Raw genomic sequence first — 19,669 nt, forward strand, 5'->3', positions numbered from 1 at the left:
AAAGAGATTGAAAATGGAAAAGTTAGCAAATGTTCATCCAGGAGAAATATTGCTTGAGGAGTTTTTACGCCCAATGGCAATAAGTGCTTATCGTTTGGCAAAGGATACGGATATTCCGCAAACTCGTATTTCTCAGATAATAAAAGGAAAAAGAAGAATAACAGCAGATACCGCTTTAAGACTGGCAACTTATTTTGGCACAACCCCTAAGTTCTGGTTGGGGTTGCAGGATGACTACGATCTTGAAGAAGAACGGGAAAATAAAAAGGCGATTCTAATCCAAATAAAGAAAAATGCCCCACAAATTACGAGTTAGTTTAAGTTTTAATTTTAAGATCTTTTCATCCCAACTTCCTCCAATTAAAAGCATACCCCAAAATAAAAATAGCCGTAAAAATTAGATTCGTTACTGAAAACGCCTGGCCGTTTATCCAAAACACCGGAAGCAACAAAATAAGGATTTGCGCTGCGGAATAAATCAAAATTCCGTCGCGATGAAATTTCCAGATTCTGATGGCACCGGCCAACGAAATTGCGTACAAGGCCATTAAAGTAGTAAAGTAAAATGGCGAAATTGTTTCAGTAGAATGCCAGGACGAATATTTTATTATCAGTTCTGAAACTTGTTCAAAAAAAAGCGATGAAATAAAATAAGCTATAAATGCAAATCCGCTTCCAATAAACGAAAGAATGCATAAAGCGCTTAAAAAATCGGGTCGTTTTGTATTATTCATAATAAAAAAACTTTGAGTCAGAAACGTTGCCTGGCAACTTACTGTTAATTGTTCAAAAATAATGGGTTTTTATTTACTTTATCAACAAAGGCCTCTTTTTAAAATGTATTACCTTTGTTCCTTAATTAAAAGAATTGACGAAAATGAAGAGAGATACCTTGGTTTTTGATATCATTCAAAAAGAACGGGAACGCCAGCTTAGCGGGATAGAATTAATTGCCTCAGAGAACTTTGTGAGCGACCAGGTTTTGGAAGCGATGGGGTCGGTAATGACCAATAAATATGCAGAAGGTTACCCCGGAAAGCGTTATTATGGAGGTTGCCAAATTGTAGATATGACGGAGCAACTCGCTATCGACCGTCTCAAAGAGTTGTATAATGCGGAGTGGGCAAACGTGCAACCGCACTCAGGAGCACAAGCCAATGCTGCTGTTTTGAGTGTTGTTTTAAAACCAGGCGATACTTTCCTTGGTTTGGATTTGTCGCACGGAGGACACCTTTCTCACGGCTCTCATGTGAACTCTTCGGGAATTCTTTACAATCCGATTGCATACAAAGTAAAAGAAGATTCCGGTTTGGTTGATTACGATGAAATGGAAGCATTGGCACTGGAACACAAACCAAAATTGATAATTGGCGGAGCTTCGGCTTACAGTCGCGAATGGGATTACAAACGTATGCGTGAAATCGCGGATAAAATTGGTGCAATTTTGATGATCGACATGGCACATCCAGCCGGTTTGATTGCTGCTGATTTATTGAGAAATCCAGTGGAACATGCACATATTGTTACTTCTACAACACACAAAACTTTGCGTGGCCCGCGTGGAGGTATTATTTTGATAGGTAAAGATTTTGAAAATCCCTGGGGAATAACAACAACAAAAGGTGTAGTTCGAAAGATGTCTTCGTTACTCGATTCTGCTGTTTTCCCGGGACAACAAGGTGGTCCGCTGGAACATGTAATTGCAGCGAAAGCGGTTGCTTTTGGCGAAGCACTTTCTCCTGAATTCAAAGAATACCAAAAGCAGGTGAAAAAGAATGCCGATGTAATGGCGCAGGCTTTTATCGATTTGGGTTACAAAGTTATTTCAGGTGGAACTGACAATCACTCGATGTTGATTGATTTGCGGACCAAATTCCCGGAAATAACCGGTAAAGTGGTTGAAAATACTTTGGTGAAAGCAGAAATCACTGTTAACAAGAACATGGTTCCGTTTGATAGTCGGTCTCCTTTCCAAACTTCAGGATTACGCGTTGGAACACCGGCCATTACAACTCGTGGTGTGAAAGAAGATTTAATGCCGGTTGTTGTTCAGTTGATTGATGATGTTATTTCAAATATTGAAGATGAAAAAACATTAAAAATGGTGGGAGAAAAAGTTCATAGTTTAATGAAGGAATTCCCGCTGTTTGCGTATTAATTCAAGTATCCCGGGTTCAAAGTTTAAATGTCTGTAGGTTTTAACTTTGAACTTTAAACATTCAATTTTTTTAGCTTCGTTATGGAATGGTACATGATTCTTGCTCTTATCGGTACCGGGTTGGCAGCTGGTTTTATTAACACAACTGCGGGAGGTGGTTCGATGCTAACGTTGCCCTTGTTAATGTTTTTGGGGCTTCCGGCCAATGTTGCGAACGGTACCAATCGTATTGCCATTTTACTTCAAAATGTTATTGCTGTAAACACATTTCGGCAAAAAAAAGTACTCAACTTAAAAACCGACTATAAACTTGCGCTTCCCGCAGTAGCCGGTTCAATAATCGGTGCTTTGTTTGCCGTTGAGATAGACCCGCTGCTGCTTAAAAAAATAATTGCAGGCTTAATGGTCGTTATGTTTCTGCTGGTGGTTGCAAAGCCTGAAATTTGGGTAAAGGAAAGAGCCGGTCAAACATTGGCAAAACCTACTTCGCTTCAGTATATTATTTTCTTTTTTATTGGATTGTATGGAGGTTTTATTCAACTGGGTGTTGGCTTTTTTCTATTGGCTGGCCTGGTACTCGGGTGTGGACAGGATCTTGTTAAAGCAAATGCTTTGAAAGTATTTATTGTTCTTATATATACCGTTTTTTCACTCGGAATTTTTATTGTCAACAAACAGGCTGATATTTCAGCCGGATTGATTCTTGCAGCGGGAAATATGGGCGGAGCATGGTTGGGTGCTAATTTTGCTGTAAAAGGAGGTGCGAAATATGTGAGGTATGTTTTGCTTCTTGCACTCGTAATTGTTATTTTAAACCTGTTTGGAGTATTTGGCTAGGTGAATCATTTTTTTAGTTTAAGTGGCTTTTTATTCACTTAAAATTTGAACGTTCAGTATGCACAATAATTCAAAAATAGCAGTTACAGTAATCACCGGCTTTTTAGGTTCAGGAAAAACTACATTTATAAATTCATTACTGAAACGATATTCTGAAAAACAATTTGCACTGGTTGAAAATGAGTTTGGCGACATTGCAATCGACACGAAATTGATAAAAGGAGTGGAAGCCAGCCAGATGTTTGAGTTGAAAGAAGGATGTATTTGTTGCACCATTACTGATGAATATGAATTGGTTTTACAGGAATTGGCCGAACGTTTTCAGAATGTGGAACATTTGCTAATTGAAACCACCGGTGTTGCCGATCCGGCATCGGTTATCCGACCGTTTTTCAGGGATGAAAAATTGCAGGAGCTTTATTCGTTTAAAGGAACGATTTGTCTGCTCGACGCTTTGAATTTTCATAACGATTATGAAAAGGATTTGAAATACAAACAAATTGCAGTGGCCGATTTTGTTTTGGTGAATAAAACTGAAAAACAGTTTTCGGAAGAAAAAGAAGTAATGAAAAAGCAAGTCCGTCAGATAAATCCGATGAGCGAAATTCAGTTTGCAAAATATGGAATTGCAGCGGATTTTGAACTTGAGAAAGTTACATATCGTCCGAAGTTTTATCCCGCTTTTCAGGGAGAAAAATCACTTCATTCCCGGATTTCGACACAAACAATGGTGTTTTCAAAACCAATAAATAAGTCGGAATTTGAATACTGGCTTTCCTATACTTTAGATGTTTATAAAAATGAAATTTACCGGATAAAAGGAATTTTATGTTTTGAAAATGAGGCGTTTGAATTCGTTTTGCAGGGAGTAGGCGGAAGCTACGAACTTTTTGAAGGTGAAGATATAATATCGCGAAATAACAGTGAAATTGTTGTGATTGGGAAACTGGATAAAATGGACTTAGCTACAAACTTTTAATTAACTCAGAACAACCATCCACAGCGGAATCGTAAAAATAGACAGGGAAGTTGCCAAAACCACAATTCTTGCAATTACTGTTGTTTCCAGTTTGTATTGTACCGCCAGCGCGTAAGGAGTCACACCAAGCGGCATTGACGCATCCAGAATAGAAGCATCAAACTGCATCGAATCCAGTCCGGCCTGTTTGATGGATAAGTAATAAATAAACGGTAGAACAAGCATTGTAAGCACTGCAAAAATAAAAACCTGAATCCATTCTTTGGGGTGTCCGATTTTGTTAAAACCAAGAAAAATTCCAAGAGAGAATAGTACAACTGCGGTTACGGAATCGGAAAAAAGAATAATTGTTTCTTCAAAAATCACAGGCAATTCGAGGTTGAAAAAGACAATCAGCAAACCAATAAAGATGGAAATCAGTAGTGGATTTTTTGCCAGGTTTAATCCGATTTTTTTTATGTCAATCTCTTTTTCGCTGTTCGATTCAATAAGGATAATTCCGAGTGTTAAAAGCCAAAAAAGATAAACCGCCGAAAGGATGGCTGCGGTCGGTAAAACTTCAGTACCAAATGCATTAAATAAAACAGGAATTCCCAGGTAGGCAACATTGCCAAAAGAGAAAACCAGAAAAAGTGAACTGCGCATTCGTTTGGAAAGCTTGAATATTCGCGCAACGGGAAACGCCAGCAACATGGAAATAACGATGTATGCTGAATTTAGCAAAATCAATTTTAAATAGGATTCTCCTTCCACTTCCAAATTCATCAGCGACGCAATGACCAAAGCCGGGAAACCAATCCAGAGGGCATATTTATTCAGAATATCAACCCAGGTTTCGCTGGCCGCTTTTGTTTTCGAAAAAATTAATCCTGCAAAAATGATAAGGAAAAGCGGTAAGACCGTTTTTAGTGCAATTATGAAAGAACCCATTCGCCGTAATTAATAAACGGGCGGACGTCGGTAATCATCATTCCCGCTGTTTTAGCAGCTGTAATTCCCAAATCACCATCTTCAAAAACCTGGCAAAATTCCGGATCAATATTCATTAATCTGGCACATTCCAGAAAAGTATCCGGGTTGGGTTTATGGCTGGTAACGTCGTCGGCAGAAACGATTGTATCAAAATATTCAGTTATTCCAAGTGCTTTTAACTGCACTTCAGCGCTTTTCCTGCTGGCCCCTGTTCCAACGGCCATTGGTAATTTTCCGTGGTAGTTTTTTACAATGGTAACTACTTCCTCCACCGGGCGCAATAAATGGGCAAGCTCCCAAAAAGAAGTTTGTTTTTGTTTTACAATGTCAACCGGATTTGCAGAAAGATTGTACTGTTCAACAACCCGTTTGGCAAACTCGATGGTTGGCCGACCTGTCATTTCGTATACAATCTGAGTATCAAATTCAAAACCGTATTTTTCCCCAATCTGATTCCATGTTTCTACGTGAACCGGCAGTGAATCAGATAAGGTTCCGTCTAAATCAAAAATTAAAGCTTTTGCTTTTGCTGAGACCTGTATTTCCATTCATTTTACTTTGTTGCCAAAAGTAACAGTTCATTTGTTGAATATGTTTGAGTTATAGCGTATTTAACCGAGATTTAAAATTCGCTTAAAAAAATTATCTTTGAAGAAAACACAAAATGTATTGAAAATGAGATTTTTAATGTTGTTACTTTGTTTTTGTATGTTTATTACGACCCGCGCGCAAGATTTGGGTTCTGAAGCTGAGAGTAAAAATACAAAGTGGGAATTGGCTTGGGAGGATAATTTTGATACCGACGGATTACCCGATAAAAATATCTGGTCGTACGAAGTGGGGCATATCCGGAATAACGAGGCCCAGTACTATACCGAAAGAAGAATTGAAAATGCACGTGTTGAAAATGGTAATTTGATTATCAAGGCCCGAAAAGACAATTTTGAAGGGAACGAAATTACATCGGCAAGCATAAATACCAATAGCAAAAGAAATATTTTATACGGGAGGGTGGAAGTGAAGGCAAAGCTTCCTACCGGACGTGGAACCTGGCCGGCAATATGGATGCTGGGGACAAGTATTAAGAATGGAACCGGATGGCCAGCTTGCGGCGAAATAGATATCATGGAAAATGTCGGCTTTGAGCCGAACGTAATTCATGCAAATATTCATACAAAATCGTATAATCATGTGTTGGGAACAAACAAGGGAAACAGTACTGTAATTCAAAAACCATATGAAGATTTTCATGTGTATGCCCTTGAGTGGTTTGAAGATCACATGGATTTTTACATAGATAATACGCTGTATTTCAGCTTTAAAAATGAAAATACAGGCAACGATACCTGGCCTTTTGATAAACCGCATTATTTGCTGATTAATCTCGCTATCGGAGGCGGATGGGGCGGTCAAAAGGGAATTGATGAATCAATTTTCCCGCAGATATATTATATCGATTATGTAAAAGTTTACAAACAGAAATAAAATTTATTGTTTAATGATTTTTGTGGAAAAGACTTCCGAATTTTTTCTCAACTGAACAAAGTACATCCCTGGTTTTATGTTTGCCAGGTTAAAAATACTTTCATTTTGTTGCAGTTCTTTTTGTAAAATCAATTCTCCGGAAATATTAAAAATCAATATCTGTGTGTAGTTTCCTATGTTGTTAACGATCAGGTTTTCTGTTACCGGATTGGGATAAAGTTCTATGTTACGATATGACTTTTTATCTATAGCATCAACTATCACTGATGAATAATGGTAAGTTGAAGAACTTAAAAATCTCCAATCATTTATGTTCTGCTCCCACGCAGATTTGCGTATTTCTGTGAGCATGTATTGGTAATCATTAGGGAAAAACATATATGGTAAAATCAATTCATCCGAGGTGTATGAGTTGTCAAAAATATACTCTGTCTTTAAATCCCCCGACCAATCGTTCTGTGCAGTATTCCATGTATATTGAATTTCTAAAATTAAGTTATCGTATTCGTCATATGAATATTCTTTTTTATCTTTTCCCACCCAATCGTTTGCATCGTTATTCCGGAAAAAGGTATTGTATACCGTTAATTTGTTTTTAGAATTATAATTATGAATGACTTTAAAAATATATGACCAATTTTCTGCTTCAGTATCCCAGTCAGATGAATAAATAATTTGGGTTGGATTCCCATAAATATCATAAGCAGAAATCTCCGTTTTGCTAACCGGAACCCAGGATTCGGAATCAATGTTGTAACTGAATGTTTTTGTTTCAAAAGGTAGGTTGCCGGAAGGATAGTAGGTATATTCAGTTTTTGCGTTCAATATTACACTGTCCAGTTCGTAAGATCTGTAGTAATCAGTTTCAGTAGTAATATCACTATTCGAGTTGTAATATGTTTCTTTTAACCCAATTATTCTCAGAGAATCAGAATGTGGTTCGTACTCTGTATAAACGGTTTTATTCGGCTCATAAATATACTCCTTCTTTCTGTTTACCTTCCATAAATTTTCCAGTTGTTCCCAATTGTAAGTTATATCAAATATTATGCTGTCGTTGCTGTTGTATTCTATCTCTTCTTTGGATTGTTTTAAAAGAACAGTGCTGTCGGGCGACCATTGACTTTGGGTGAACAATATGAGTTTGTTATTTTCATCAAAAACGCTTTCATGAACGTATTGATTAAGCCATCCGTACAAAATTGGAGTTACTGAAACATAATCCCAGGTAAAATAAGCTTCCATCGTTTTGTTTCCGGAAGAGTCGAATTTACATTCATATTTTTCTTTTCCTTTCCATGTAGCCGAATATATATCCCACTCGTACGATGCGTCCAATATGAGGTTTTTTTCCGCATCAAATTTGTATTCTTTCTTTTCTACTCCCCTCCATGATTCTGAGGTGCTCACCCAGATATAATATGCATCCAAAACCAAGTTGTTTTCCGTATCATAATCGTACTCATACTTGTAATTATTCATCCAATTATCTTCGTTATTATTCCACTGATAGTGTGTTTCACTTAGCACCTTACCATCGGAATTAAGCAGAAAATCAATTCGGATTGATTTATCCCAACCCTGTATTTCGCCATTCCAGCGGTATAAGGTATTGCTGGTTTGATTGCCAACAGAGTCATATTCGAAAGAGTTTTTTATATATTCAATCAAATCGCCATTTTGATTGTAGGTTTCATAAATAATACTATCTAGCTTCTGTTTCTCAGTGAGAGCTGATTTTAGTTCTTCCGATGATAAATCAGAATTTGTGCTTTCAGGAATCCAGTTACATGATTTTTTTTTCCATTTTAAATCCGGCGTACGAATTTTTTGGCTTTCGATTCCTGAATTGGTGGAAAACATTTTTAAATTACTTTGATTTTGTGCTGATGAAAAAAATTCTATAATAATACAGAAAATGAGGAATGGTAAGGTTTTCATAGTGTTATCTCTGGTTTAGTTTGAGGATATAAAGCTAATAATTAAATTTATGTTTTTGGCGTTGAACGTGTAAAAATTAGTTTTTAATAATTTTTGTTTGAAAAAGATGATTTTCCCGCCAAAGCTGAACTAAATACACGCCGGAATTGAAACTGTTGATATTAAAAGTATTTAAGTTTTTAGCCAACTCTTTTTGAAATACGAGCTTTCCTGAGATATTAAAAATCAATATCTGTGTGTAGTTTCCTATGTTGTTAACGATCAGGTTTTCAGTTACCGGGTTGGGATAAATCTCAATATCTTCCGGCGTGGGTTTTATCTCTGACAAGCTTGTAACCAACTCAATTTCTTCAAGTAAAATACCGGTCACTGAGAAATTGATATCAGATTTTCCCAAATCAAATACAATGCGGGCCCGGTCGTCGTTTTCTGTCATGTCGAAAATGACTGTAAATGTTTGCAGACTGTCACTCGCAGTATAAGCGTTATAGCCGCTGTATGATGACCATGGGGAAATACTTTGCCCCACATAGGGCGAAAAAGACCGGTCGGCATCCGCTTTTGCCTTAAACGATAATCTGTATTTTTTCCCTTTTTCCAAAGAAATATTCCCTCGAACCAATTGTACGTGCCAGCTTTCTGTGCTTCCGTTTGAAATGGTTATTTCCAATGAATTGTTGCCGTTGGAGAGTTCTGCATCACCGGTTCCCTGTGTGTATAAATTCCAGTTGTCGATCGAGTTTTCAAGATTGGAGGCATAAACAGTTGTCCCTTTATAGCTCGCCGGTTCCGGCATTTTATTGTGAAGGAGCGCATTTACTAAATTTTCATAGTACGTTTCAGCATTGGGATTATAAATTCCAAATCCGGCACTAAATTCCCAGTAAGCCCAGCTCCAGCTTTGCTGTTCAAAATAACGGGCGAGAAAAGTTGTCCATTTTGCCCGCGAGGTCATGTCGGCCGTACTGTATGCACCAAATTCACCGATATGAACCGGAATTGAATTTTCCAGGCTAAATGTTACCAGGGAAGAAAATTCCTGCCGCATCACATCTCTTTCATCTTTGGTGTCCGTCCATTCTGTTCCCAGCCAACTGTCGGCATCATTGCCAGCCCAGCTTGCGCCCTGGTGGGTAAATGAAAACGGATTGTAGTAATGAACGGTAACAATGATATTTTCATCATCGGGGAGTTGGAGTTTGGAAAGTCCGCTGAGACCGCCGTATTCAGCGGTGCCAATCAGAATAATTCTGTCCGGATTATCTGTTCGAATGGTTTGCAGAGCCTCGCCTGAAAAACTATTCCATTTATCAGCGGTGAGATTTCCGTGGGGTTCATTTAATATTTCAAAAAGAAGTGAATCCGAATAGTCTTTAAAAAATTCAGAAATTTGTTTCCATTGGGCCAGAAAACGCTCTTTTTGTGCGTCGGGATAGGCATACAACGAATCGTGGTGATGCATGTTTATTATCACAAACAAATCGTTATTTAATGCTGAATCAACGACCTGTTTTATCCGGTTCAAGAATGAAGTTTTAATTGTGTAGGGAGAAGTCAGGGAACTTCTTGCTTCGGGTTCCCAACGAATCGGAATCCGAACGTGATTAAAACCCAATTCTGCAATCATCGATGCATATTCCGGCTGCCACGGGTTTCCCCACAATGTTTCGGTTGGCGCTTCAAACATGTTCCCATAGTTGATTCCGCGGCTTAGTTTTTTATTAATTTCAAAAGCGTGTTCGTGTGTTTGTCCAATAGATTTCAAACTGAAAAATATTACAACAAGCGTAAATAATTTCATAAAGTTTCGTTTCTAAAGCGTTCAGAAAACTCTCAGAAACGCTAAATGTAATTAGAATTGTGTTGGAGTTAAATAAATTTCGTCGATTTTTTTCGCCAGCGAATAATCCTTATTTGTAATTTTATTTTCGCTGTGCGTGAAAAGCATAATTTTCACTTTTTTGTAGGAGTGAATCAAAATGTCAGGGTGATGATTTATCTCCTCAGCCATAGGAACAATCTTATCCACAAACCTCACTGCTTCCACAAAGTTTGAAAATGTGAATTCTTTTTCAAGGTATCTTTCTTTTTCTTTCCAACTCATAACAATAGAATTAATGTTTACTGTTCTTATGAACGAGCAAAATTCCAATAAGTTGAGAAAATTGCTGTGTTAAAACTATTTTGAATGTGCAGTATAAGAAATCTCGGAAATTAGTTAAACTGCTGATACTCTTTTATAATTTTTAACAACTCTTTCCGATTAAAAGGTTTGGAGAGATAATCATCAAAACCGGACTCCAGAACCTTTTGTTTTTCCTCCTCGAACGCAAAAGCGGTTTGTGCAATAACAGGAAGGTCGGAGCGAATATCTTTTATTTTTTTGGTTGCCTGGTAACCATCCATCACCGGCATTTTTAAATCCATTAAAACCATAAAAATGTTTTTCTCTGTTTTGCAAATTTCAACGGCTTCTTTTCCATTTTTTGCAACGGCATAATTAATTTGTGCCCGTCGCAGAATCTCCATTACGTATCGTAAATTTGATTTATCGTCTTCAACAACTAAAATCAAAGATTCGTTTTTGGGATTGGCCACAAAATCTGATTCCAAAGAATTTAATTCGACAGCCCTGTTTCTTGTTTTATATGGAATTGTAAAATAAAACCTGGAGCCAACTCCTTCTTTTGAATCCAGGCCAATTTCTCCGCGCAACAAATCGATATTTCCTTTACAAATTGCAAGTCCCAGCCCAATACCGTCATATAATCTCATGAGATTATTGTCTGCTTTCCGGAAACGTTCAAAAATCTTTTCGTGTAGCTCACTCTTAATCCCTATCCCGGTATCTTCAACATAAAATTTTAGCTTTTTATTTTTGATGTAATAACCAAATTCGATGTATCCCTTTTCAGTAAATTTTATTGAATTGCTAACCAGGTTTATAAGAATCTGCCTTAATTTCGAACGATCGGTGAGCACAAAAACTGACTTGTTATCCAGGCCTTTGGTCAGGATAAATTTTACTTTAGAGGGAATCCGTGGACTGAAAACGGTGTAAATGTCTTCTAACAATTCGTTAATATTTACAATTTCATCGTTAACCTTAATATTTCCTGACTGAATCATCGAAATATCAAGTACATCATTTACAATGGAAAGAAGTTGTTTTGATGACTTTGTAATTATTTTAATATATTCTTTCTTTTGGTTTTCGGGCAAATCATCAAACTCAAGCAAACTGGCAAAGCCAATAATGCCGTTCATAGGAGTACGAATTTCATGTGAGATATTCTGCAAAAACGACGTTTTTAAACGGTCACTTTCTTTAGCCTCCTGTTCAGCTTTACGCAGTCTTTCCAAATGCCGTTTAAGAAGGATGTAAAACAAAACTCCCGTTAAAATTACATAGAACCATCCTTTTAATGTTTGCAGTTGAGTAAGGTATGCGGCATCTTTTGCAAATGTGTGGAGAATTTTGTCAGAAAAAAGAATCCACAGACCACCTATTAACAGGTAAGCCAGGGTAATTTTGTATTCAAATTTTAAGCTGATTTTCATCTGTCATTTAACGACTTTTCTCTATTTTAGAAATAATTTATAAAGTTTTTTGAGTCATCGAATTTTAGTTAATATTTAAACGTATTTTTCAAAGAAAAGTTTTTATCTGATACAGAGTGTTTTCTAATAAATTTGAAGCGTCCGGTCAGGCTCATTTCCAAAGCCGTTAATTATGATATTATTATTTTCAATTTTTACAATGGCAAATGAATTTGTATTTTCTGTTTCTACCATTCCTGTTAGATTTAAAAAGTGTATTCCTTCCCAAAGCATGTAATTCCCCGCATGATTATGTCCGTTCATCCAACATTTTACACATTTATATTTTTGGAGGATAGCTAAAACTTCCTCCGAATTCCAAAGCGTATGCGCTTCCAGTGGCAGTAGTGGATAGTGGCAAAATAAAATCACTTTTTGATTCTTTGTCTGTGCCTCCTCAAGTTGACTTTCCATCCAGACAAGCTGTTCGTCGCCGATTCCACCGTTCCAATCAAACGAATTGGGCTTGTTTTGGTTTTTCATCTTACTGACAATTTTTTTAGCCTGATTCACAATTTCAGGGTTGTTTGAATGAAAGGTGATATCATTTCCATTTAAAAAGATAAACCGCCAGCTGTTTTTTACAAAAGAATACCAGGTTTTTGAAAGGTTAAGCTTTTCAGGTACTTTTTCCAGAAATTCATTGTTAACCTCCAAATCGTGATTCCCGATGACATGAAAAATTTCATTTTTTGATTGATTTAAAATAGGGATCAATGTTTCGTAACTTGATAAATTTCTGTCAATGAGATCTCCCAGACCAACTACAAATTCGATATTTTCATTTTGATTAAAAAAGGTGATACATTCGTTTAATTTATCAGGAGAGTTTTTGTAGAAACGTGTGTTCCGGGTTTCACAGTCACAGTATTGGCAGTCGGCAAAAACACCAAATTCTGTTTGCGATTTTACGGGTTGACTATAACTCATGATCAAAAAAATGATACTGATTTGAATCGTTGATTTAATTTTCATTTGTTTTTCGATTGGTTTACTAATTTAGCGTAATTATTGATTTTTAATGTTATGAAAAAATTAACAGTTGTAATTTTAAGTTTGTTTATCGTCATTTCCTGTTTGGGCCAGGATAAAATGGAAAAGAAGGACAGGGCTGAAATCAGTAGTTTGCTAAAAAAACAGGTTGATGCATGGAACGCGGGCAATTTGGAAAAGTTTATGGAAACATACTGGAACTCGGATAGCCTGGTGTTTGTGGGAGGAAATGGCCCGACTTACGGTTGGCAAAGAACGCTCGAAAATTATAAAAAAAGATACCCGACACGAGCTGAAATGGGGGAAACCCATTTTAAGATTCTAAGAATGTCGAAGATTGACGATAAAACAGTTTTTGTAATTGGTCGTTACGAATTAACGCGGGAAATGGGAAACTTAGCCGGGCATTTTACCCTGGTAATTCAGAATATAGACGGAAAATGGTTGATTATAAGTGATCATTCCAGCGCTGAGAATTGAAATTAAACGTAAATCATTTTTTGCGTCATTCCTCCATCGACAATAAAATTCTGTCCGGTTATAAAACTGTTTTCCGGGTTTAGTAAAAACAGAACCATGTTCGAAATATCTTTCGCATTTCCCACACGGCCTGCGGGATGTTGTTTTTTGTCTTCTTCAGTTTGTTGATATTTTTTTGCTTCCGATTTTTTTCGAATTCCGGAAACATCAATCCAACCGGGGCTGATAGAATTCACCCTGATTTCAGGCCCTAAACTCATAGCCAGTGCATGGGTCAAAGAATAGATTCCTCCTTTGCTGGCAGAATAAGCTTCTGTGTTTGGCTCCGACTGAAAAGCACGGGTTGAACTCATATTGATAATACTTCCTTTACTTTTTTTGAGAAAAGGTGCAGCATATTTTGCACACAAGAATGTTCCCGAAAGGTTTACTGAGATTACGCGATTCCACGCTTCAAAAGTGAGTTCCACCATGGGTTTGTTATCATGAATGGCAGCGTTGTTTATTAATCCCGATATATTTCCAAATTTTTTATTTGACGCTGAAATGGATTGCTGAACGTTTTTTTCATCTGCAACATCGGTTCGGAAAAAAGCCATATTTGTTGAGTTTACTTCCGATTGAAACTCTTTAATGGCTTCATCGTCTATTTCAAAAACAGAAACGGAATATTCATTTTTTAGCAATTCCTGCGACACAATTTTCCCAATTCCCTGTGCTCCACCGGTTACAATGATGTTTTTATTCATTTTGTTTGTTTTTTTTGAAAACGATTCTTAAAGTCAGTTCCGATTCAACAGGTATTCCATTAATGGTTTTCGCCTTCCATTTTGGACCGTTAAAAATAAGTTGCTTCGCTTTTTCAAACAGTTCGGAATCCGCGTTGTTTTTATTCTCAATGTTTTTAATCTCGCCGCTTGTGTTTATTGAAAGCCTTACTTTTACTACTTCTTTTTTTGATGAATATTTTTCCTGTAAAATGGCCTTCTCTTTTAAATATTTTTTCAAAGCAGCCATTCCTTCATCAGGCCGCGCATTTTGAATATCTTTAGTTTCCTGTTGTTCGTTGCTGATGCCGTACCCAATTGCAACAACTTCATCAAGTGCTAACTGCGAAGCTTCTAAACCCACAATGATGACAGAATCATTTGTTGGATAAAATTCCGTATTTTCCATTCCAATAAAGCTGGCAATCAGGGCACTGTCGTTTTTATTTGTTAGCTGTAGTGTGAAAGTTCCATCCATGCCGGAAACGGTACCGTTTGAGGTTCCTTTTTCTGCAATAACAGCACCGGGGAGCGGCAAACTGTCAGCCAAAGAAATTACTTTTCCGCGAACCACTTTTCCCGCTTTTAGCGCAGAATTTGTTATTTGTGAAAATTGAACTGCATCACTGTCCGGCGCTTTCGAAGTTCTTCTCAAACTACTTACTCCGCGAATAACGACCGGAGTTTTTTTCTGTTCTGCACTTTTTTCAACTTTTGCTGCTGCCATCTTTGGTGGTTCTTCAACTTTTTTTCCTTCTGATTTTGCAACATTAACAGCTTGCTGAGGAAAACTTTCTTCAACATTTGAATCTTCAAATTCCAATGAAATTTCATCTTCCATCGGTTTAACTGTTTTTGCAGCGCGCGGAGTTATTTTTTCTGATTCTTTGATTTTTACAGATTCTTCTGTTTTTGCTTTTCCTTTTCCTTGCTCTTGTACTTCCGGGCCGGGCGCTTTTATTTCTTCGTTTTCAGGAGTACTTTTCTCTTGCTGAATTTCCGTGGTTTTTATTTCCGCCATTTCCGGAAGCGGCGACGTATCTCTTAACTGGAACCAGATAATTCCTACCGAAATGAGCAACAAGATAGTTGCTGCCGCTGCCCAAATTGGCGTATTTCTTTTTTTCTTTTGAGCAATTCTTTTGGAAAGTTCGTCTAAATCCTGCTGAATGTCGTCAGCCAAGAATTGCTGCATGCCTTCCAGTGCTTCTGCTTCAAACGGATTTTTTTGCATTTCACGCTCAAACGCATTTCTTTCTGCATCGGTCATCTGATTGCTCAAATACCGTTGGAAATCTTCGTTGCTGATATGTTTTTTATTCTTGGGCATTTTTACTTTCCAAACAAATTTTAAGGTTGCGTTTCCCGTTCTGAATAAAACTTTTTACTTTTTTTTCCTCCAGTTCTAGTATTATACAAATTTCGCGATAACTTTTGTTTTCATAATAAAACAAACGAATACAGTTTTTCTGTTCATTTTTTAGCCGTTCAATACAGTCGTTTAAGGCCTGTTCATTTATTTCATCCGCTTCCCTGTCGATAGGATGCAATTCCGGCTCAATTTCCATAAAAGCAGCCATTTCGTTTTCGTCAGCTATCGAAATTATTTTTCCTGCCTTTGTTTTGCGCAGTTCCATTAAACAATGGTTTTTGGCAACTACATACAACCAACTTTTAAAATTACGGATTTTGTGTTTTTCTATTTCAATAAGTAACTTTTCAAAAATCAGAATAACCGCATCCTGCGATTTTTCCCGTTCTTTAAAATATTTCAGGCACACTCCGTAAACCAGGTGCATGTATCTTTTATACAGCTCTCCAAGAACATTCATGTCCTTGTTTGCCAGATAATCCGCCAATAGTTCTTCTTCGGATTTTTCTTTGTTTTTATGACGAAAAGGGTTGAGCTGCATGTTTTTGATTTCATGCTAAAAGTACATTATTTTTAGAATTTTGGTAATAATCAGGCTTGCTTTCGGGTTCTGCGATTTGCAATCGCAGCTTTTATCCGGAGATTACAAATCTCCGAACCCGTTTGTCCCAACTCGTTTTTTTACTTTCGGGTTTTGCGATTTGTAATCGCAAGTCTTTTGTGAAAATTGCAAATCTCCACACGCGTGTTACCAATCAAAAAATCCATTCCCCTGCCAATCTTCTCTTTTTTTTACAAGTTTGGCATGAACAGGGTTATTTAAAGTGTATTCAATTGTTTTATACAAATTTTTTTCATCGCGGATGGTTGTGTCAAAACTTTCTTTTTGCCAAAGTGTTCCTTGTCGTTCTTCCCGTTTGTTTATTTGCCGGGCTGTGTGCCTTTTAACTGATTGTAAAACATCTTGTAAATAAACCGATTGCCCGTTTGTGTCCTTCTCTTTTAATTCGAAAACCCAATGTACATGGTTGGGCATGATTGAATATGTGTAATTTTTTAGTTTTTGATTCTCCCAGAAAAGGAGTGCCTGTTTTATTATTTTTAGATTTTCAGGATGAGATAAATTTATCGGCGAATTTTTGCTCTTGACCGCTAATAGGTCGTCGAACGCTTTTTTATACTTTTTTGTAGCCAGGTGATATTGGAACGTTAAGTCATCAATGATTTTTTTGTCATGTTTTTGTTCTTTGTGAAGGCTGATTTGCGATTTTAGTATTTCGAGTTTTTGTGTATAGATAGCGAGAGATTTACGCGGAATCGCATCTTTTAAAATCCACGTTACAAAATAAGCTTGTCCGGGTTGCTGAAAATGGGGAAGGGCGTTTCTGTATGCTTCTTTCTTTTTCATAGGGAGTTGTTTCTGATTTTAAAATACAATTTTAGAATGAAAGAATAAGGGTTCTGCGATTTTTAATCGCAGCTTTTATCCGGAGATTACAAATCTCCGAACCCTTTTGTTCCACCCCGTTTTTTTACTTTCGGGTTTTGCGATTTGCAATCGCAAATTATTCGGGAGATTACAAATCTCCCAACCCTTGAAAAAAAATCAAAAAAAATTTATGGAATTTGATTTTGCCCTGCATCATGATTGTGTAAATAAATTTTAAAAACGATAATCATGAAAAGAATAATCTTGGCTTTGGCAATAACAATTTTAGTTTCCGGCTTTATTTCAGCGCGTGAAATTACCGGGACTGTTAGAGACGACTCCGGGAATGTTTTGCCGGGTGTGACCGTGCAGGTTCAAAATACCAACCGGGGAACCGTAACCGATATTCAGGGATTTTACAAAATTGAGGTTCAACCTGAAGATAAATTCCTGGTGTTTTCATTCATCGGAATGGAAACTGAGAAAGTTAAAATTGGCTCAAAAGATAAAATCGATGTTGAATTAAAATCTTCAATGATGGAACTGGAAGATTGTGTTGTAGTTGCTTACGGAGCGCAACCAAGAACAAAAATCAGAGGTGTCAGTTTTATGAAGAGCGCCGTAATGAGCCCAACTCCCAACTGGAACACGGAGAATTATTCCACCATTCATGAAAATGGTTTTAAAGATGCTAAGGCCAATCCGCTTTCTACATTTTCAATTGACGTTGACAACGCGTCGTATTCCAACGTGCGGAGGTATATTAATCAGGGAGAGTTGCCGCCGGTTGATGCCGTTCGGATTGAAGAAATGATCAACTATTTTCATTACGATTACCCGGAACCTGCGGGAGAGACGCCGTTTAGCGTAACGACTGAGTTGGGAGCATGTCCGTGGAATGAAGACCATTATTTAATGCACGTGGGTTTAAAAGGAAAAAGTATTGATAAGAGTGAGTTACCTCCTTCGAACCTGGTTTTTCTGATTGATGTTTCCGGTTCGATGAATGCGTATAACAAATTGCCTTTGTTAAAACGGGCTTTTACAATGCTGGTAAATGAATTACGACCGGAAGATCGTGTGGCAATTGTTGTTTATGCAGGTGCTGCCGGAAAAGTATTAAACTCTACTCCGGGTGATGAAAAGCAAGAGATTTTGGATGCATTGGAACAATTAAATGCCGGAGGTTCAACGGCTGGTGGTGAAGGATTAAAACTGGCTTATAAAATTGCCAGTAATCATTTTATTGAAGGTGGAAATAACCGCATCATTTTGGCCACCGACGGTGATTTTAACGTTGGCGTTTCCAGTACTTCAGAAATGGAAAGGCTGGTAGAAAAAGAGCGTGAAAGCGGCATTTTTATGTCGGTACTGGGTTTTGGAACCGGCAATATTAAAGACGATAAAATGGAAGTTATTGCAGACAAAGGCAATGGAAATTATTCGTATATCGACAATATTCAGGAAGCGCGGAAAGTATTTATTTCTGAGTTTGGCGGAACCCTTTTTACCATTGCAAAAGATGTAAAATTTCAGCTGGAATTTAATCCGAAACAGGTAAAATCTTATCGGCTGGTTGGATATGAAAATCGTTTGCTAAACGACGAAGATTTTAACGACGACACTAAAGATGCCGGTGAAATGGGAGCCGGGCACACGGTTACAGCGCTGTATGAAATTATTCCCGCAGGTTCAAACAGTGCAACTCCGTCGGTTAATCCATTAAAATACCAGGAGTCAAAAACAGTTTCCGGGAAGTACAATAATGAATTACTTACCATAAAATTACGTTACAAAGAACCGGACGGCGGGAAAAGTAAACTGCTTGAACAAGCCATCTCAAACAAAATTGAGAAAAATACATCCAATGATTTTCGTTTTTCTGCTGCGGTCGCTTCCTTCGGAATGTTGTTGCGAAATTCCGAATTCAAAGGAAACACATCCATCGATTCGATTGTGAAATTGGCAAAAAATGCAAAAGGCGAAGATGATAACGGATATCGTTCAGAATTTATTCAGCTGGTAAAAACGGTGGACGATTTGCATCTTGTGGCCGAAAAATAATACTTGATTTCTAATTGTTTCTAACTTGTTTTCAAAAGCATCGTCTGCAGAGGCGGTGCTTTATCAGGTTAAGCAATCATTCGATTTGAAACTCATTTGAATAAAAGGAATGGTACCCTTCTCCGTGTTTGATTATAAAGCTGTACTCAATTCTATAAATTCCTTTTTCAAAATTTAAATTCAACGTATCCAGGTATATTTCCTTTGCGTCGAGGCCATTACAGCACCACGAGGAATATCCGTTGCAAATTGGCCCCCAAAATCCGGTCCACTCATTATTACTATATTTTAATACCGAGGGTGGAATCCCGTCGTAAGAACTACATTTATAGTAACTGATTTCGTCTGCGTAATTATTAGAAACTTTAATCAGGACGTTCTCTTTTGTACTGTATTTTTCTTTATCCGTTTCTATAACAACATCTTTGTAAAAGTCATCTTCTTTGTTGCAACTGAAACTGAAAATAAATAAGCTTAACAGCAGGTAATAGCGCGGTTTCATAACCGTTTGATTTTGAAAAAGATGTTTGGCTGGTAGTTTTGGTTGCGTTAGATTCAAAAAAGATAAATGATATTGAGTTTTGTTTGTTAA

20 protein-coding genes are annotated in these 19,669 nt (G+C 37.3%); 7 read left to right on the forward strand and 13 right to left on the reverse strand.

The genetic code is table 11. The annotated features are described in order from the left end of the window. The first annotated feature begins 13 nt into the window (after positions 1-13). Positions 14-316 (forward strand): HigA family addiction module antitoxin, encoded by a 303-nt coding sequence (locus GM418_RS24535; RefSeq protein WP_158869842.1) that lies wholly within the window; start codon positions 14-16, stop codon positions 314-316. A 25-nt stretch (positions 317-341) separates the two neighbouring features. On the opposite strand, the gene GM418_RS24540 is transcribed toward GM418_RS24535, so the two are convergent. Then, complete coding sequence (locus tag GM418_RS24540) at positions 342-734, reverse strand: hypothetical protein (RefSeq protein ID WP_158869844.1); 393 nt, start codon at positions 732-734, stop codon at positions 342-344. Positions 735-877: 143 nt separating this feature from the next. Here GM418_RS24540 and glyA point away from each other — a divergent pair, with 143 nt between their 5' ends. From glyA to GM418_RS24555, 3 genes are all read left to right on the forward strand, one after another. Beyond that, positions 878-2,158, forward strand: coding sequence for a serine hydroxymethyltransferase (gene glyA / locus GM418_RS24545; protein WP_158869846.1), 1,281 nt, complete (start codon positions 878-880; stop codon positions 2,156-2,158). Positions 2,159-2,239: 81 nt separating this feature from the next. Further along, complete coding sequence (locus tag GM418_RS24550) at positions 2,240-2,995, forward strand: sulfite exporter TauE/SafE family protein (protein ID WP_158869848.1); 756 nt, start codon at positions 2,240-2,242, stop codon at positions 2,993-2,995. A gap of 58 nt (positions 2,996-3,053) precedes the next feature. Beyond that, positions 3,054-3,974, forward strand: a complete 921-nt coding sequence (locus GM418_RS24555; RefSeq protein ID WP_158869850.1) for a CobW family GTP-binding protein — start codon at positions 3,054-3,056, stop codon at positions 3,972-3,974. On the opposite strand, the gene GM418_RS24560 is transcribed toward GM418_RS24555, so the two are convergent. Together GM418_RS24560 and GM418_RS24565 are read right to left on the reverse strand one after the other, a co-directional pair. Further along, positions 3,975-4,904 (reverse strand): AEC family transporter, encoded by a 930-nt coding sequence (locus tag GM418_RS24560; RefSeq protein ID WP_158869852.1) that lies wholly within the window; start codon positions 4,902-4,904, stop codon positions 3,975-3,977. Then, the gene (locus GM418_RS24565) at positions 4,889-5,494 is read right to left on the reverse strand and encodes a beta-phosphoglucomutase family hydrolase (RefSeq protein WP_158869854.1); all 606 of its coding nucleotides are present in this window, start codon (positions 5,492-5,494) and stop codon (positions 4,889-4,891) included. The genes GM418_RS24560 and GM418_RS24565 overlap by 16 nt, the downstream gene beginning before the upstream one ends. A gap of 127 nt (positions 5,495-5,621) precedes the next feature. Here GM418_RS24565 and GM418_RS24570 point away from each other — a divergent pair, with 127 nt between their 5' ends. Next, on the forward strand, positions 5,622-6,431 hold the full coding sequence (locus GM418_RS24570; RefSeq protein WP_246222773.1) for a glycoside hydrolase family 16 protein: 810 nt from the start codon (positions 5,622-5,624) through the stop codon (positions 6,429-6,431). A gap of 3 nt (positions 6,432-6,434) precedes the next feature. Here the strand turns inward: GM418_RS24570 and GM418_RS24575 are convergent, their stop codons facing one another. From GM418_RS24575 to GM418_RS24595, 5 genes are all read right to left on the reverse strand, one after another. Beyond that, positions 6,435-8,294: a T9SS type A sorting domain-containing protein gene (locus GM418_RS24575; protein WP_158869856.1), complete on the reverse strand. Its 1,860-nt coding sequence runs from the start codon at positions 8,292-8,294 to the stop codon at positions 6,435-6,437. 154 nt (positions 8,295-8,448) lie between these two features. Next, positions 8,449-10,173: a cellulase family glycosylhydrolase gene (locus GM418_RS24580; RefSeq protein ID WP_158869858.1), complete on the reverse strand. Its 1,725-nt coding sequence runs from the start codon at positions 10,171-10,173 to the stop codon at positions 8,449-8,451. A 51-nt stretch (positions 10,174-10,224) separates the two neighbouring features. Next, positions 10,225-10,476, reverse strand: a complete 252-nt coding sequence (locus GM418_RS24585; protein WP_158869860.1) for a 4a-hydroxytetrahydrobiopterin dehydratase — start codon at positions 10,474-10,476, stop codon at positions 10,225-10,227. Positions 10,477-10,586: 110 nt separating this feature from the next. Beyond that, the gene (locus GM418_RS24590) at positions 10,587-11,933 is read right to left on the reverse strand and encodes a response regulator (RefSeq protein WP_158869862.1); all 1,347 of its coding nucleotides are present in this window, start codon (positions 11,931-11,933) and stop codon (positions 10,587-10,589) included. 123 nt (positions 11,934-12,056) lie between these two features. Beyond that, positions 12,057-12,947 carry a metallophosphoesterase gene (locus GM418_RS24595; protein ID WP_158869864.1) on the reverse strand — a complete coding sequence of 297 codons (891 nt, stop codon included), beginning with the start codon at positions 12,945-12,947 and terminating at the stop codon, positions 12,057-12,059. Positions 12,948-12,998: 51 nt separating this feature from the next. On the opposite strand from GM418_RS24595, the gene GM418_RS24600 reads away from it, so the two are divergent. After that, entirely contained in the window at positions 12,999-13,445 is a 447-nt protein-coding gene (locus GM418_RS24600) for a YybH family protein (RefSeq protein WP_158869866.1), read from the forward strand. Positions 13,446-13,447: 2 nt separating this feature from the next. On the opposite strand, the gene GM418_RS24605 is transcribed toward GM418_RS24600, so the two are convergent. From GM418_RS24605 to GM418_RS24620, 4 genes are all read right to left on the reverse strand, one after another. Continuing rightward, on the reverse strand, positions 13,448-14,194 hold the full coding sequence (locus GM418_RS24605; protein ID WP_158869868.1) for an SDR family oxidoreductase: 747 nt from the start codon (positions 14,192-14,194) through the stop codon (positions 13,448-13,450). Next, the gene (locus GM418_RS24610) at positions 14,187-15,542 is read right to left on the reverse strand and encodes a carboxypeptidase-like regulatory domain-containing protein (protein WP_158869870.1); all 1,356 of its coding nucleotides are present in this window, start codon (positions 15,540-15,542) and stop codon (positions 14,187-14,189) included. Before GM418_RS24610 ends, GM418_RS24605 begins: the two co-directional genes overlap by 8 nt. Continuing rightward, positions 15,529-16,125: an RNA polymerase sigma factor gene (locus GM418_RS24615; RefSeq protein ID WP_158869872.1), complete on the reverse strand. Its 597-nt coding sequence runs from the start codon at positions 16,123-16,125 to the stop codon at positions 15,529-15,531. The genes GM418_RS24610 and GM418_RS24615 overlap by 14 nt, the downstream gene beginning before the upstream one ends. Before the next feature lie 207 nt (positions 16,126-16,332). Continuing rightward, entirely contained in the window at positions 16,333-16,992 is a 660-nt protein-coding gene (locus GM418_RS24620) for a transposase (protein ID WP_158869874.1), read from the reverse strand. A 270-nt stretch (positions 16,993-17,262) separates the two neighbouring features. On the opposite strand from GM418_RS24620, the gene GM418_RS24625 reads away from it, so the two are divergent. After that, positions 17,263-19,077, forward strand: a complete 1,815-nt coding sequence (locus GM418_RS24625; protein ID WP_158869876.1) for a vWA domain-containing protein — start codon at positions 17,263-17,265, stop codon at positions 19,075-19,077. Between the two features lie 76 nt (positions 19,078-19,153). Here the strand turns inward: GM418_RS24625 and GM418_RS24630 are convergent, their stop codons facing one another. Continuing rightward, on the reverse strand, positions 19,154-19,579 hold the full coding sequence (locus GM418_RS24630) for a hypothetical protein (protein WP_158869878.1): 426 nt from the start codon (positions 19,577-19,579) through the stop codon (positions 19,154-19,156). Positions 19,580-19,669 lie beyond the last annotated feature (90 nt).

Origin of the sequence: Maribellus comscasis, assembly GCF_009762775.1 — a bacterium.
GTDB classification, from domain to species: domain Bacteria; phylum Bacteroidota; class Bacteroidia; order Bacteroidales; family Prolixibacteraceae; genus Draconibacterium; species Draconibacterium comscasis.